At 66.2% G+C, this 15,698-nt stretch carries 13 protein-coding genes; 3 read left to right on the top strand and 10 right to left on the bottom strand.

Annotation, left to right across the window (positions count from 1 at the left end; translation table 11 throughout):
- Positions 1 to 37 precede the first annotated feature (37 nt).
- From K3U93_RS15840 to K3U93_RS25515, 4 genes are all read right to left on the bottom strand, one after another.
- Entirely contained in the window at positions 38 to 784 is a 747-nt protein-coding gene (locus K3U93_RS15840; RefSeq protein ID WP_420915357.1) for a sirohydrochlorin chelatase, read from the bottom strand.
- Complete coding sequence (locus K3U93_RS15835; protein WP_071509363.1) at positions 763 to 1,506, bottom strand: phosphoadenylyl-sulfate reductase; 744 nt, start codon at positions 1,504 to 1,506, stop codon at positions 763 to 765. Before K3U93_RS15835 ends, K3U93_RS15840 begins: the two co-directional genes overlap by 22 nt.
- On the bottom strand, positions 1,503 to 3,170 hold the full coding sequence (locus K3U93_RS15830) for a nitrite/sulfite reductase (RefSeq protein WP_071509364.1): 1,668 nt from the start codon (positions 3,168 to 3,170) through the stop codon (positions 1,503 to 1,505). Before K3U93_RS15830 ends, K3U93_RS15835 begins: the two co-directional genes overlap by 4 nt.
- A gap of 119 nt (positions 3,171 to 3,289) precedes the next feature.
- Positions 3,290 to 3,391: an Ms4527A family Cys-rich leader peptide gene (locus tag K3U93_RS25515; RefSeq protein WP_350355549.1), complete on the bottom strand. Its 102-nt coding sequence runs from the start codon at positions 3,389 to 3,391 to the stop codon at positions 3,290 to 3,292.
- A gap of 192 nt (positions 3,392 to 3,583) precedes the next feature.
- Between K3U93_RS25515 and hemW the strand changes: the two genes are divergently transcribed.
- Positions 3,584 to 4,756 carry a radical SAM family heme chaperone HemW gene (gene hemW, locus K3U93_RS15825; RefSeq protein WP_071509365.1) on the top strand — a complete coding sequence of 391 codons (1,173 nt, stop codon included), beginning with the start codon at positions 3,584 to 3,586 and terminating at the stop codon, positions 4,754 to 4,756.
- Positions 4,757 to 4,871: 115 nt separating this feature from the next.
- On the opposite strand, the gene K3U93_RS15820 is transcribed toward hemW, so the two are convergent.
- Positions 4,872 to 6,104 (bottom strand): sodium-dependent bicarbonate transport family permease, encoded by a 1,233-nt coding sequence (locus K3U93_RS15820; RefSeq protein WP_071509366.1) that lies wholly within the window; start codon positions 6,102 to 6,104, stop codon positions 4,872 to 4,874.
- Positions 6,105 to 6,577: 473 nt separating this feature from the next.
- Between K3U93_RS15820 and K3U93_RS15815 the strand changes: the two genes are divergently transcribed.
- Entirely contained in the window at positions 6,578 to 7,930 is a 1,353-nt protein-coding gene (locus tag K3U93_RS15815; RefSeq protein ID WP_071509367.1) for a salicylate synthase, read from the top strand.
- 185 nt (positions 7,931 to 8,115) lie between these two features.
- Entirely contained in the window at positions 8,116 to 9,132 is a 1,017-nt protein-coding gene (locus tag K3U93_RS15810) for an acyl-ACP desaturase (RefSeq protein WP_071509368.1), read from the top strand.
- A gap of 183 nt (positions 9,133 to 9,315) precedes the next feature.
- Here K3U93_RS15810 and K3U93_RS15805 read toward each other — a convergent pair whose 3' ends face one another.
- From K3U93_RS15805 to K3U93_RS15785, 5 genes are all read right to left on the bottom strand, one after another.
- Positions 9,316 to 10,230, bottom strand: coding sequence for a MerR family transcriptional regulator (locus tag K3U93_RS15805; protein WP_071509369.1), 915 nt, complete (start codon positions 10,228 to 10,230; stop codon positions 9,316 to 9,318).
- A 24-nt stretch (positions 10,231 to 10,254) separates the two neighbouring features.
- Complete coding sequence (locus K3U93_RS15800) at positions 10,255 to 11,763, bottom strand: flavin-containing monooxygenase (protein WP_420915418.1); 1,509 nt, start codon at positions 11,761 to 11,763, stop codon at positions 10,255 to 10,257.
- Between the two features lie 2 nt (positions 11,764 to 11,765).
- The gene (locus K3U93_RS15795; protein WP_083010386.1) at positions 11,766 to 12,686 is read right to left on the bottom strand and encodes a ferritin family protein; all 921 of its coding nucleotides are present in this window, start codon (positions 12,684 to 12,686) and stop codon (positions 11,766 to 11,768) included.
- 16 nt (positions 12,687 to 12,702) lie between these two features.
- Positions 12,703 to 13,560: an SDR family NAD(P)-dependent oxidoreductase gene (locus tag K3U93_RS15790; RefSeq protein ID WP_083010387.1), complete on the bottom strand. Its 858-nt coding sequence runs from the start codon at positions 13,558 to 13,560 to the stop codon at positions 12,703 to 12,705.
- 425 nt (positions 13,561 to 13,985) lie between these two features.
- On the bottom strand, positions 13,986 to 15,635 hold the full coding sequence (locus K3U93_RS15785; protein ID WP_083010388.1) for a (2,3-dihydroxybenzoyl)adenylate synthase: 1,650 nt from the start codon (positions 15,633 to 15,635) through the stop codon (positions 13,986 to 13,988).
- Positions 15,636 to 15,698 lie beyond the last annotated feature (63 nt).

The following is a 15,698-nucleotide window of genomic DNA, read 5'->3' as shown; positions in this document are numbered from 1 at the left end:
GCGCGAGTGGCGCAAGTGGCTGGAGGTTTGGGGCGCGTTAGGCCGCGATGCGCCCGGCGCCTTCGTTCAACGCCTGATCGAAGCGATCCAGCACCGTCTCGGCGACCAGTCGGTGTGCGCCCAACGGGGACGCAATCTCGATGCCGGCGCGGTCAGCGAACGCCCGCACCCGGTCTGGCAGTAACCCGGGCGCCAGGAACCACGGCGCGATGATCACCCGTCGGGCGCCTTGGCGGCGCAACCTGCCGGCGGCTTCGGCCAGCGACCGTTGCGGTCGGGTGGCGAACGCCGTCGTCGCGCCGACCCAACCGGTGCCCGCGAGCAGCTTCGGCGCCACCCGCGCGGTGCGCGCGTTCGCTACGGGGTCCGATGAGCCGATCGCCACGACGAGCACTCCGAGCGTGTCGTCGAGCCGCGAAACCCCCAACCCCGTCACGCGCTGACGCAGCACCGACACCAACCGGTCGTCCTCGCCGAGCACGGGCGCCTGGCGCACCCGCTGCGGCGTCGTGCAGCCGGCGATCTGGCGGGGGATGTCGACGCGGGCGTGGTAGGCGTTTGCCAGCAGCAGCGGGGCGACGACAGCCCGCCCGGCGCCCGATAGCCCGTCCAGCACGTCGACCAGGCTGGGCGCGTTCAGCTCGCAGAAGGCCAGCCGCACGTCCAGTCCGGGGCGCATCCGCGCCACCCGGTCCGCGACGGCCCGCGCATTGGCGGCCGACCGTGGATCCTTGCTTCCGTGGGCGGTCAGCACGAGTGCCGTCACGACGCGTGCAACCCACATTCCGTCTTGGCCAGTCCCTGCCAGCGCCCGCTGCGCGGGTCGGCGCCCTCGACCGGCTTGGCCGTGCACGGAGCGCAGCCGATCGATGGATAGCCTTCGTAGACAAGGGGATTGACCAACACGTCGTGCTCGGCGATGTAGTCCTGCACGTCCTGGTCGGTCCAGGCCGCCAGCGGGTTGACCTTCACCAGCTTGAACGCCTCGTCGAAGCTGACCACCGAGGCGTTGGCGCGGGTCGGCGCCTCGACCCGGCGCAGCCCGGTCACCCAGGCGGAGTAACCGCTCAGCGTCTTGCCCAGCGGGACGACCTTGCGCAGCCGGCAGCACTCGCCAGGGTCACGGGCAAACAGGTCCTTGCCCAGCAGCTCGTCTTGCTCGGCCACCGTGTGCTCCGGAGTCACATTGAGAACCCTTATGTCGTAGACGGATTCGACCGCATCCCGGGTGCCGATCGTTTCCACGAAGTGATAACCGGTGTCCAGAAAGATCACCGGCACGCCCGGCCGCACCTTGGCCGCCAGATCCACCAGCACGGCGTCGGTCATGTTGGAGGCCACCACGTAGTTGCACGTCGCCCAGCCGCGCGGCCCGTTAACACCGCCGAAGTTCTCCTCGGTCCATCGCAACAGGTCGGTGGCGCTGGCGCCTTCGAGTTCCGCGGCGCCGCGGGCGGCCAGCTCACGCAGTTCGGCTTCGGTCGGCCTGGTCGCTTCGCCGCTCATCGCAGGTCGTCCTCGTCGGCGCGAACGGCCCACTGCGCGAACCGTTCACCGTCGGCGCGGTGTTTGACGAAATTGCGCACCACCCGATCGATGTAGTCGCCCAGCTCGTCACTGGTGACCTTGTGCTGGCGCAGTTTTCGGCCGAAACCGCTGTCCAGGCCGAGGCTGCCGCCAAGGTGCACCTGGAAGCCCTCGACCGTGCCGCCATGACCGTCGTCGACCATCTGACCCTTGAACCCAATGTCGGCGATTTGAATTCGCGCACACGAGTTGGGGCAGCCGTTGATGTTGACGGTGATCGGGACGTCAAGCTGGGAGTTGATGTCTTCTAGCCGCCGCTCCAGTTCGGGCACCAAAGACTGGGCCCGGACCCGGGTTTCCGCAAACGACAGCTTGCAGAATTCGATCCCGCTGCACGCCATTAGATTTCGGCGCCAGTGTGACGGGCGCGACTGCAACCCCAGGGCTTCGAGGCCTGCCACGGTCTCCTCGACCTTGTCGTCGGGCACGTCCAGGATCACCAGCTTCTGGTAAGGGGTGAACCGGATCCGGTCCGAACCGGCCCGCGCGGCCAGCTCGGCCGCCCCCGTGAGGATGGTGCCGGACACCCGTCCGGCGATCGGCGCGACCCCAATGGCGTTGAGGCCGTTCTTCAGTCGCTGCACACCGACGTGGTCGATCGGATGCTTGACGGGCTCGGGGGCCGGGCCGTCGATCAAGGGGTGCTTGAGGTATTCGGTTTCGAGAACTTCCCTAAACTTTTCTATGCCCCAGTCCTTGATCAGGAACTTCAGCCGCGCCTTGGCCCGCAGCCGGCGATACCCGTAGTCGCGGAAGATCGACGTCACCGCCGCCCACACCTCCGGCACCTCTTCCAGCGGCACCCAGACGCCGACCCGCTGACCCAGCATGGGGTTGGTGGATAGCCCGCCGCCGACCCACAGGTCCAGGCCGGGCCCGCGCTCGGGATGGTTCACGCCGATGAACGCGATGTCGTTGACCTCGTGGACCACGTCCTGCTGGCCGGAGATGGCGGTCTTGTATTTGCGCGGCAGGTCGGCGAAGTCGGGCTTGCCGATGTAGCGCCGCACGATCTCGTCGATCGCCCAGGTCGGGTCGAGCACCTCATCGAGGGATTCACCGGCCAGCGGCGAGCCCAGCACCACGCGCGGGCAGTCGCCGCAGGCCTCGGTGGTCTGCAGCCCGACGGCATCCAGCCGGCGCCAGATCTCCGGGACGTTCTCTACCTCGATCCAGTGGTATTGCACGTTCTCGCGGTCGGAGATGTCGGCGGTGTTTCTGGCAAATTCGATCGAAATCTCCCCGAGGGTACGTAACGCGGCGGCCGAGATCGCCCCGCCGTCGCAGCGCACCCGCAGCATGAAGTACTTGGCCTCCAACACGTCGATGTTCTCGTCGCCGGTCCACGTTCCGTCGTAACCCTGTTCGCGCTGGGTGTAGAGGCCCCACCAGCGAAAGCGGCCCCGCAGGTCGGACTTGTCGATGCTGTCGAACCCGGCCTTGGCGTACACCGTTTCGATGCGTTCCCGAACGTCGAGGGGGGCGCCGGACTGCTTCATCTCTTCGTTGGCGTTGAGCGGTTCGCGATTTCCCAGCGCCCACTGGCCCTCGTTGCGGGTCTTTGCGGGACGGGCTGTGGTCATTTGGGTGGTTTCTCCTTCGCAACGGGTGCGAGCGTTGGAACGCGCGAGACACCGGCTCTCTTCCGGCGGCGCAGATCCCGCGGCCAGCTGGGAGGTACAGGTGGGCTGGGTCTACGACATCAAGGCAGACAGCAACAGCTACAGACACGCTTGAGGTCGATATGCCGCCGCGCCACCAGCGCGATGCGCAGGCTGGGCTGGTCGGCGGTCACGCGCCCCATTCTGCCATGGATGGTGGCCGGCGTCGCCACCAGGTCTGATTTGTCCTCATGGTGATCTAAACTACGGACCAACCCTGGGTGGTTCAGCTGCTAAAACCGAGAATCCCCTGAGAATCGTTCGGCTTCCCCGGGTCGCCTGGCCGGCGTCACCAGCGGTCCCCCGCTCCACCCGGGTACGTGCGATGATTTGGCATGACCCTTCGCGAGGCCCCGGTCGACCTGCCCGCGTTACAGCCGAGTCCCGGACGGCCTTTCGGGCTGTACGTGCATGTCCCGTTCTGCATAACCCGTTGCGGTTACTGTGATTTCAACACCTACACCCCGGCCGAATTGGGTGGTGTCAACCCGGATGCCTGGCTGCTGGCGCTGCGGACGGAGCTGGAGCTGGCGGCGGCGCGGCTGGACACACCGACGGTGAACACGGTGTTCGTTGGCGGAGGGACGCCGTCGCTGCTGGGCGGTGAGCGGCTGGCCAGGCTGCTGGGCATGGTGCGCGAGCACTTCGTGCTGGCGCCGGATGCCGAGGTCACCACGGAGGCCAACCCCGAGTCGACATGGCCGGACTTCTTCGCGGCGATTCGCACGGCCGGCTACACGCGGGTGTCGCTGGGCATGCAGTCAGTGTCGCCGCGGGTGCTTGGGGTCCTCGACCGGGTACACACACCGAACCGCTCGGCGACGGCGGCGCGTGAGGCGTTGGCTGCCGGTTTCGAACACGTGAACCTCGACCTGATCTATGGAACCCCGGGCGAATCGGACGACGACGTGCTGCGTTCCGTCGACGCGGCGATCGAGGCCGGCGTCGATCACGTGTCCGCGTACGCGCTGCTCGTCGAGGAGGGCACCGCGCTGGCCCGGCGAGTTCGGCGGGGTGAACTGGCCGCTCCCGACGACGACGTGCTGGCGCACCGCTACGAGTTGGTCGATGCTCGGCTGTCCGCGGCGGGGCTGGTCTGGTACGAGGTGTCCAACTGGTCGCGACCGGGCGGTGAGTGCCGGCACAACCTCGGTTACTGGGACGGTGGTCAGTGGTGGGGCGCGGGCCCGGGAGCACACGGCTACGTCGGCGCGACGCGCTGGTGGAATGTCAAGCACCCCAACGCGTATGCGGAGCTGCTCGCCGGTGCCGCGCTGCCGGTGGCGGGCCTCGAGCAGCTCGGCGGCGACGCCTTGCACACCGAAGACGTACTGTTGAAAACCCGCTTGCGCCAAGGGCTTCCGCTAGACGTGCTGAGCGCCGCCGAACGTGAACGCGCCGAGACCGTGGCCGCTGACGGATTATTGGTCTCCGACGGCGACAGGCTGGTCCTTACCCCGCGCGGACGGCTACTGGCCGACGCGGTGGTGCGGACCCTGCTGGGCTGACCCTCGGTGGTCTCACCGGGCGCCGAGTCTGCCTACAGGGCGGGCCTTTTCGGCTCGCTGCCGTCGCAGTCTCGGCGCCCCAGCTCAGTCGCGACAAGCTTACGGGCGAGACCAGCTAGAACCAGTGTGAGATCAAGCGGTTGACCTCGATATAGAGCGGGATTCCGATGGTGACGTTGTAGGAGAACGTCAGACCCAGCGACGCGGCGAGCGGCAGGGTGGGGCTGGCCTCGGGGATGGCCAGTCGCTGGACCGCCGGGACGGCGATGTAGGACGCCGCGCCGCAAAGCACGGCGAACAGCACGTAGGTTCCCGGCTTGAAATCGGCATGGGTGGCCGACGAATAGATATGGGCGATGAGGATCCCCAGCGGTGCAAAGATATTCGGCGCCAGCAGGCCGAAGAAGATGAAACCGATGCCGGCCGCCCGCAGGTCTTTCAGCTTGCGGGATGCCGTCATGCCCATCTCGAGCAGGAATAGACAAAGCACGCCCTGGAACGCCAATACGAAGAACTTGTCGTCGTCTTGCACGACCTTTTGTCCCTGCAGCCCACTGACGAGGCCGATGATGATGCCCCCGATCAGCAGGACAAGCCCAGGGTTGAGGAAGACTTCCTGGAAGAGCTCGCGGGAGAAAATGCGCATCTTCTTGCCCGTCGGGCGGGGTGCGTTCTCGCCGGGCTCCCAGTCTGGACGGTCCAGCTTTTCCAGGGAGATCTCCAGCTCCTGCTCGACACCTCGTTCGCGCTCGGTCTCTAGGCTCTGGCCTTGCGGTGGCTTTGCCGCCGTGCCGGGGCCGACCCCCACCTTGACCGCGGTGTAGCCAGGTTCGTCCGGCATGTACCCCGCCGGGTCCATGCCCCTATGCCGCAGCCGCGCCACCAGGTACAGCGCGACCAGGCAGCCGGGAATCTCCATCACGGCCAGCATGACCGGCATGTAGGCGTTGAAGGCGATGCCAACGGCGGTCAGGACGGCCACACAGGTGGCAAAGGTGCCGGCCGAGTCGGACCCGTAATAGCCGGCGACCGTCGCCTTGTCGATTTTCCGCATGGATCTCAAGGAGCTCAATAGGAAGTAAGCCAGACATCCGATCACGAAGTTCGTCACGAAGCCCAGCACCATGAACCCCACGATGACCCAGATGCCGCCGGAGCTGATCTGAGCCAGCTCTTCGCCGCCGTGCCAGCCGATGGCCAGCAGCAAATACATCGTCAAGCCCTGGTAGATCACATAGGGGAACTCGAACCGCACCTTCAGGATCGGGATCAGGAACCCGAAGTAGAAGAACAGCAGGAGTGGCTTGAACAGGTTGTGGGTGAAGTTGTGCCAGAACTCTTGGAGCATTGGTGCCTCTCTTATCGATGCTGTGATCAGGGGAAGCACCGTCCGCAACGGGGTAACCACGAACATCCCGAGACCGCCCAAAAATTTAGCCCTGCCGCTGGGGGTCCGCCACTCGGACACGGCGCGAAAAGGCCGGGCGTAGCCGAAGCGCAGCGGAATAGCAGGTTTTGCTAAAGGCGGTGGTCACAGCCGCGCTGGTCGGGCCATGTGAAACCGGGTCAGCGTGAGTTGGCTGTGACTTTCCTGCGATTTCGCTGTGCGGATAAGTTCGGCATTGACATGCTGGGGAAACCGGTGCCGGTGCGACACGGACTCCGCGCTGGCGACTCGTCAACGACCGCCTCATCGTAGGCGAATGGTGCGCGCTGGTTGCGGTTGTTTCCCCGCGATTTCTCGTCGCTCGCGAGCTTGCGTGAGCCTTAGCTCGGGAGGGGTTGCGCCCCGTTTCATAGGTTAGGCTAGTCTTACTTATCGTGGCCGAGGTGAGCGTCGAGATAAGTCCCACCGGCACCGCGTCACTGTCGATCCCACTGCCTGCCGATATCGATCCGGCCGACCTGGCAGCCGAGCTGGCCGCGGTGCTGCCTGAACGGGTCGACGAAGAGTACCTGCTCTACGAGCACGGCGGTCAATGGGTGCTGGCCAGCGGTGTGGAGGCAATGGTCGAGCTGGACAGCGACGAGCTGCGGGTGATCCGCGACGGCGCGACTCAGCGGCAACAGTGGTCCGGACGACCGGGACCGGTCTTGGGCGAAGCCATCGACCGGCTGCTGCTGGAGACCGAGCAAGTCTTCGGCTGGATCGCGTTCGAGTTCGGCGTCTACCGCTATGGCCTGCAGCAGCGGCTGGCGCCGCGAACCCCGCTGGCCCGAGTGTTTTGGCCGCGCACCCGCATCGTGGTGACCCGGGACGCGGTTCGCCTTTTCGGCGCGACGGCCGGCCAGCGCGACGCGGTGCTCGGATTGCTCGGCGACGGTTTGCCCGACGTCCGCCGCGCCCGCGCGGTCGACATCAACGCCGACCCGTCCGGCTACCGCGATCGGGTGGCGGTGGCCGTCCGTGAAATCGCCAGAGGCATCTACCGCAAGGTGATCCTATCCCGTTGCGTCGAAGTCCCTTTCGCGCTCGACTTCCCGGCCACCTATCGATTGGGCCGGCGGCACAACACTCCGGTGAGGTCATTTCTGTTGCGGCTGGGTAGAATTCGCGCCGTCGGTTACAGCCCCGAAGTTGTCGCGGCCGTTCACCACGATGGCACGGTGGTGACGGAGCCGCTGGCCGGTACCCGCGCGCTCGGTCGTGGTCCGGCGCGTGATCGTCAGGCTCGCGAAGATCTGGAGTCAAACTCCAAAGAGATTGTGGAACATGCTATCTCGGTGCGTAGCTCGCTACAAGAAATCGCCGAGATCGCCGAACCGGGCACCGCGGTGGTCACCGATTTCATGACGGTGCGGGAGCGGGGGAGCGTGCAGCACCTGGGCTCCACGATCTGTGCGCGCCTGGGTCCCTCGAGCGACCGGATGGACGCGCTGGAAGCGCTCTTTCCGGCGGTCACCGCGTCGGGCATCCCGAAGGCGGCCGGCGTCGAGGCCATCCTGCGCCTTGATGAAGGCCCGCGCGGACTGTATTCGGGTGCGGTCGTGATGGTTTCGGCGGACGGCGGGCTGGACGCGGCGCTGATCCTGCGGGCCGCCTACGAATGCGACGGCAGGACGTGGTTGCGGGCCGGCGCCGGAATCATCGAAGAATCCGAACCCGAGCGCGAGTTCGAGGAGACCTGCGAGAAGCTGTCCACGCTCGCGCCGTACCTGATTGCGCGGCAATAGCGCCTGTTCTGCGGCCCGCCGGCGAGCGGTTCGGTGTAGTTGAAGCCTGTCTCGAGTGACCACACTTTTGGGGCTCGGGGACTTTTGGCCCTAGTTGATCGATTTCGTGCGTGTCAGCTTGATGTAACTGCATGACACAGATACATTGACTGTTACTACTCGCTACACGTAACTGGGAGGACACCGTGTCGGAGGGCTTGACCAACTTGCAGCTACTCCACGAGCTCGAGCCTGTGGTCGAGCGTCTACTCAACCGCCACCTCTCGATGTTCAAGGAATGGAATCCACACGACTACATTCCGTGGTCGGACGGCAAGAACTTCTACGCTCTCGACGGCCAAGACTGGGAGCCCGGACAAAGCCAGCTTCCCGACGTGGCGCAAGTCGCGATGGTGCAAAACCTGCTGACCGAGGACAACTTGCCGTCGTATCACCGCGAGATCGCGATGAACTTCAGCATGGACGGCCCGTGGGGGCAGTGGGTGAATCGCTGGACCGCCGAGGAGAACAGGCACAGCACCGCGCTGCGTGACTACCTGGTGGTCACCCGCGCGGTCGACCCGGTGGAGCTGGAGAAGCTGCGCGTCGAGCAAATGACAAGGGGCTTCAGCCCCGGCCAGAACCATCAGGGCGATATGTTTGCTGACAGCTTGTTCGATTCCGTCATGTACGTCTCGTTTCAGGAATTGGCGACGCGCGTCTCGCACCGCAACACCGGCAAGGCCTCCAATGAGCCGATCGCGGAGCAGTTGATGGCCAGGGTGTCGCATGACGAGAACCTGCACATGATCTTCTACCGGGACGTCAGCGCCGCGGGTCTGGACATCGCACCCAATCAGGCGATGAGATCGGTGCACCGGATCCTGCGGAACTTCAAGATGCCCGGATTCACGGTGCCGGAGTTTCGGCGCAAGGCCGTGATCATCGCGGTCGGCGGTGTCTACGATCCGCGCATCCATCTCAACGAGGTCGTCATGCCGGTGCTGAAGAAGTGGCGCATCTTCGAGCGCGAAGACTTCACCGGCGAGGCCGCCCGGATGCGCGACGATCTCGGCGTGCTGGTCAAGGAGCTCGAGACGGCCGGCGACAAATTTGACGAATCCAAGCAGCGCTACCTCGAGCGTGAAGCTCGCCGGACCGAGAAGATCACGGCCAGCAAGGTGCTCAAAACCGAAGGGACGCTGACGCTTAGCGGACGGTAGTCCGTCACATGGGCTGTGCGCCGGTGACGGCGATCTTTTTGACGAGGCCTGGGCCGATCCGGCTTAGTTGAGCAAACTCATGTTCGTGGTCATCCGCCGGTAGTTTCACCCTGGCCAATCCGTCATTCGGTGCTTCTCGGCCGACAGATGACCGGAAGCCCGCGTCCGGCCGAGCGCGCCCACCTAGGCCAGCGCGGCATCCGGTTCCGACGACAGGTAGTCGGCGAGTATGCGGCTGACCAGAGACTCGATGTTCGATTCGATCGACGCCGCGAGGGTGGCGGTCACGGTTGCCACGGCCTGCGTGCGGAACCGGACCAGCATGGTGATCAGCTCGGCAATCTCGGCGTCCGGGGGCAGCGGCTGACCCGGCTTGATCCGGTCCACGACGTGTTCGGCCCCGGCGCGCACCAGCAAGTCGCTGATCTTGTCGATCTCGGGCACGATCTGCTCGTGCAGGTCGATAAGTTTGTCCAATTTGACGCCGTAGCCACGGATCTCGTTGAACGCCTCGATCAGTTTGGGCCGGGTGAGGGTGGCCCGCGTGCCGTCGACCCGGATCACCTGCAGCGCGACCAGCCGCTCGAATGCGCGTGGGTCACCGACGAGCCGCTGGGCGTCGGCGAGCGGCACGGTTTCCGGTTTTTCGGTGGTCCAGGTGCCCACGATGGCCGTCTCCAGGCCCAGCACGTCGCCCAGGTTCTTGCCCTCCTCCCACGCGCTGAGCATTTCGCGCACGTGGGCGATGTTGTATCCGCGGTCGAGCATCGAGGTAATCAGCCGCAGCCTCGTGAGATGGGTGTCGTTGAACAACGCGATGCGGCCGACGCGCAACGGCGGAGGCAACAGCCCGCGGTCGCGGTACACCCGGATGTTGCGGGTGGTGGTGCCCGCCAGCCGGGCCAGGTCGTCGATTCGGTACTCACCGGACACCGTGACATCGTGCGGGTGGCGGACCGCGGCGTCGAAAAGCTGTGCCACCGCGGCCTCGATAAATTCGCGCGACTGACGCCGCACGCGCTTGGGTGCACGCCGCACGCTATATAACACGCTGGCGATCGTGCCGGGTTCGGGTCGTGACGGTCGGTCGGTTGCCATGTCGGTCTCGTCAGTGGGTGGGCATCAGGCGGGGGATGTGACGCGCGCCCTGGCGTGACGCGCGACGGCGTAGTAGTCGCCATAGCGGAAATTCCTCATCTGGCGAAGATACTGCGTCGCGAACCCCGGGTACATGGACGCGTTGTACCCATCCTTGGTGAGATACCAGCTGCGGCAACCCGACATCCAGGTCGTCTTGGTGAGCCGGCGCTGAATGCGCTCGTTGTAGCGGCGCTGGACGTCTTCCCGCACGTCGAGGTAGCGCAGGTCGTTGTCGAGGATGGTGGCGATGCCGCGCACCGCGTAATCGAGCTGCCCTTCGATGTAGACCAGCAGCGAGTTGTGGCCGGGCCCCGAATTGGGTCCGGTCATGAAGAACAAATTCGGATATCCGTGGGCGTTGATGCTCTTGTATGCCCGTGCGCCGTCGGCCCATTCGGCGGCCAGCGACCGGCCGCCGAGCCCGGTGACCGGAAACGGTGGCCCGGTCAGGTGGACGTCGTAACCGGTAGCGAACACGATGCAGTCGAGGTGGTGTTCGATGCCGTCGCTGGTGCGGATACCGACCGGGCTCAGCGTCGCGATCGGCCAGTCGATGAGCTTGCAGTTGTCGCGTTGCAGCGCCGAGTAGTAATCGCTGGATATCAGCATGCGTTTGCAGCCCGGCGCGAAGTCGGGCGTCAGCTGGCGACGCAGCCACGGGTCTTTGACCTGCATCCGCAGGTGCGCCCGCCCCAGTCGGGCAACCAGCGAGGTCAGCGGCGTGTTCCAGACCAAAGCCGCGGCGCTGGCTTCATGGCCCCAGAACAGCGCCTGCCGCGCAAGTTGTTGCGTGACAGGAACTTTGGCGAATAGCGATTGCACCGCCGGTGGGGTGGCTTGCCCAAAGAAGGGGTCCAGGCGCGGCAGCACCCAGCACGGGGTGCGCTGGAACACCTTGACGAACGCGGCTTGCTTGACGAGTTCGGGAACGATCTGGATGGCGCTGGCGCCGGTGCCGATGACGGCGACCCGCTTGCCGGTGAGGTCGTAGCCGTAATCCCAACGCGCACTGTGGATCGCGTGTCCGCGATAGCTGTCCAGGCCCCTGATGTCCGGAAAGCTGGCGTCGGACAGCGGACCGGAAGCCAGTACGACGGTGCGCGCACGAAACCGCTTGCGATCGCGTGTCTTTGCGTTCCACACACCAGTCCCGTCGTCGAAGGTCAGTTCGCTGACCTCGTGGCCGAACCAGATGTGGCGGCGGAGGTCGAACCTGGTCGCCATGTCCTCGAGGTGGCCGCAGATCTCCGGGGCGGGCGAGTACGTTCGCGACCACGTCGGGTTCTTGACGAACGAGTAGGAGTACAGCAGGGACGGGATGTCGCTGCTGGCGCCCGGATATGTCGTGTCGCGCCAGGTTCCGCCGACCCGGTCGGCGCGCTCCAGGATGACGATGTCGTGAATTCCGGCTTGCGCCAACCGGATCGCCGTTCCCAGCCCGGTGAAGCCGGCCCCGACGATCAGTGCCGCGTAGGTTCGGTGGTCTGCCACGGTCACGCCGCCGGTCGGTAGGTGAGTTCCTTGAACCAGCTGGGCACCGGCTTGAGTAGGGGTTTGGGGTAGCGATTCGACAACCACACCATGGAGTTGGCCAGCAGGTGATAGGGGTGATCGGGGTTGACCACCATCGCGGCGTGCCGCTTGAGGAGTTGATAGGCGGGCACCCGCCAGGTGCGTTCGCCGCGCTCGCCGAGTTGCTTGAAACGCTTGACCGCGTTGTAGAGTCGCTCGGGCTCCATGCCCATGCCGGCCATCTCGTTGCGCACCCGGTTGAGCAGCGGGATGTACGTCAGCGTGCCGATGATCACGCCCGGTGACGCGATGGTGCCGACGAATTCGATGGTCAGCCGGCGCGCCTTGGCGTGCCCGATCATGTCGAGCACCGCGAAATCGACGGCTATATGCCGTGATTCGTCGTTGTTGATCTTCTCGAACACCTGATGGCACACCGGGTCCTCCACGGTGTCCAGCAGGAACTTCAGCAGCGCACCGTCGAGGGCGACCTCGAGCATGGGGATGACGGTGCCGAGCACGGACAGCGGCATGCCGTCGGCGTACGTGTCGAGCCACTCGATGGCCAACCGGATGTTGACGTTGGGCTTCGGAAACTCGCCGTCGTCGAGCATGCCCCAGCGTTTCATCAACGCCATTTCGGCGTTGGCGTGGCGTTGCTCTTCGGCGTGGAAATACCGGTAGATCTCGGCCAGCGTCGGGTTGGGAGCCTTCTTGGCCAGCGCCGCGAATCCGCGGGCGCCCACGTTTTCGATCCAGCACAGGTCGGCCATGAACGCCTTCAGCTTGGGGCGGAACTCTCCCCGGATGGTTTCGGCACCCGGTGCGTCCCAATCGATGTCGGCGAGCGCCCACTGGCGATCCTTGATCTTGGCGAGCATGGCTTCCATGTCGACGGCCATCAGCAGCTCCTCCTGTTCAGGGTAGGGCCCGGGATACCAGGCCGACCGCGCGTGTATATGCCTGTGGGGCAAGACGCTTGGCATTCCAGCCGATCTTGGCATCGAACTGCGGCATGCAGTACAGCTCGCCGCGGTCGTGCGCGTCCAGGCACGCCCGCGCGACTTTGTCGGGCGAAAGGCCAGTCCACCGCATCAATTTGGCGGCCAGCTCGCCGGACTCCTCGCTGATGCGGCCGGATTCGATGATGTTGGTCTTGACGAAGGTCGGGCACAACACGGTGACCCTGATCGCGGTGCCGGACAATTCGGCCGCCAGCGTTTCCGATAACGAGAGCACGCCGGCCTTGCTGACGTTGTAGGCGGCCATGCCGGGAGCCGATCCGAACGCTGCCGCGGACGCGACGTTGATGATGCCCCGTGGGGCGTGCGACGGGCCGGCTTCGCGCAGGATCGGCGTGAACACGTGGCAGCCATAGATGGGTCCCCACAGGTTGACGCCCAGGGTCCACGCCCAATCGTCCAGGGACGCATCGCCGATGGCCGCGCCGCCGGCACCGACGCCGGCGTTGTTGATCACCAGCGTGGGCGCCCCCTCGAACCAGGAGCGCGACTGCTCCGCCAAGGCGGCCACGTCGTCGAACCGGGACACGTCGCAGCGGATCGCGGTGGCTTTGGCGCCCTGCCTGGTGACTTCGTCGACGGTCCGTTGGGCGGCGGCTTCGTCAATGTCGCCACAGACCACCGCGCCGCCGCGACGCCCGAGTTCGATGGCGAACGCCGCACCGATGCCGCTGCCGGCGCCGGTCACCACCGCCGACGCACCGTGGCTGGTGGTGGTCGACCTCTTCAGCAGCCGGTCGAGCGGCCCGAACATTTCTCAGCCCGCCGCTGCCGCGCCACGCGCTCGCGGTGATCGGTGAGCCGGAACATCGTCCGTCATGCAATGCAGTCAATCGCGAATGGTGACATTAGTCAATGGCAGCTTTTATGGCCACGGGCGCAACGCGGCCGCTCGCCGCCTAGGCGCGCGGGCGACCCGCCGCCGCTGCGCCTGGTCGGTCCTGAGCACACCGAACCGCGTGAATGGGCCAAGGTGATCGCTCCTGAGCTACGGTCGCTACGGCCTTGCATCTCAGCTATCTTGCGACTCCACCCGCAGCGACTCGAATCCAGCAAGCACCGATCTCCGCACTCCGCGAGGGCGACGACCTGATTGTGGCCATGGATCTGCCCGGGGTCCGCGAGTCCGACGTCACACAAACCCGCTCCCGTTTCGCGGTGGCGTCACGCTCGCGGGACTTACGCCCCGCCGACCTGGCGGGCGATCGCCTTCTTGTCGACCTTGCCGATCGGTGTGGTGGGCAGCGCCGCCATCGCGACCAGCATGTCGGGCCGGGCGTGGGCGGCCACCCCGCGCTCGTCGAGGTGGGCGTTCAACTCCGCGAGGCTGACCGGTTCACCGCTGAAAACGACTGCAGCGCAGATCTTTTCGCCTAAGTAGGGATCGGGCACCGGAACCGCCGCGGCCGAAAAGATCGCGGAATGGCTCAGCATATGCTCCTCGAGGTCTGCCGCGGCGATGGTCTCCCCGCCGCGGCAGATGACGTCTTTGACCCGGCCGGTGACCACCAGGTAGCCGTCGTCGCGGCGGCGCACGAGGTCGCCGCTGCGGTAGAAGCCGTCGGGATCGAAGCAGCGCCCGTTTTCGCGCGCGGCACGGAAGTAGCCGTTGATCGTGTACGGTCCGCGCGCCAGCAGCTCGCCCTCCTCCCCGGGCGCTACGGGCGTGCCGGCGGCGTCGACGATGCGCAGTTCGTCGCCGGCGCACAGCGGCCGCCCCTGGGTGTTCTCGACGAGCTCCGGTGGGTCGTCGAGGCGGGTGTAATTTAGCAGCCCCTCGGCCATCCCGAACACCTGCTGCAGGCCCGGCGTCAACGCGGAATGCACCAGGCGGGCGTCCGTCGGCTCCAGCCGAGCGCCACCAACCTGCAAGAGCCGCAACGACTTCGGAGTCACCGGTTCCCACTCACAGGCTTGTGCCCACAGCTTGGCCAATGCCGGCACCAGGGCGGTGACCGTGACGCCGTGGTGCGCGATGGCGGCAAAGGCGGCCTCCGGGCTGGGGTCGGTGCCGAACACCGTGGTGGCGCCCGCCGTCATCGCGCCGAGCAGGCCCGGACAGGCCAACGGGAAGTTATGCCCCGCGGGCAGCACCACCAGGTAGACGTCGTCGGGATCGAGCCGGCAGACCTCGGCGCTCGCGGTCGCGTTGAAAACGTAGTCGTCGTGGGTGCGGGGAATGAGTTTGGGGGTGCCGGTGGTGCCGCCGGAAACCAGCAGCAGGGCAGGCGATTCCGGGTCGGCCGACGATGTCGCAGGCGCGCGGGCGGGGCTTTGGTCGCACAAGCGTACCCACGAGACGAACGGCCCCGGGTCGCCGTCGACGACGACATGCTTCAGCGCGGGATGATCCTCGACGAGCCCGCGCGCCATCGCCGGGTAGTCGAAACCGTTTGCCGCATCGGGGATCAGGAGCCCGGCGGCCTGGCTGACGGCGGCGAAATGCGCCAATTCGGCGGCCCGGTGGCCGGGCAGGCACATAACCGGGATCGCCCCCGCCCGCAGCAGGCCGAACAGCGCCACCGCGAACCGGGAGCTGTTCGGCAGCTGCAGCAGGACCCGGTCGCCCGGCGCGATGCCCAGGCCGCGCAGCCCGGCGGCGGCGCGGTCGGCCCGCTCGTCGAGTTCGGCATAGCTCAATCCGTCGTCCGCCAGGGCGTCGATCACGGCGACCCGGTCGGGCCAGCGTCGCGCCGCGTCCGTCAGGATCGTGTCCAGGGTCCGGCTCGTCCAGTAGCCGGCAGCCCGGTAGGAGGCGGCCCGATCGGCGGGGAATGGCACGAATCCGTCCAGGCCTCCGGCAAACGGGTGAGTGGCGTTCGGGGGCATCTGGTGGCTCCTGGGATGCGGCTTGAACAGGGCTCGGGCAGGGCTTGGACAGGGCATAGTAGC

This window comes from Mycobacterium malmoense (assembly GCF_019645855.1).
In the GTDB taxonomy this organism is placed as follows: Bacteria; Actinomycetota; Actinomycetes; order Mycobacteriales; family Mycobacteriaceae; genus Mycobacterium; species Mycobacterium malmoense.
This window is presented reverse-complemented; position numbering and strand designations above follow the sequence as displayed.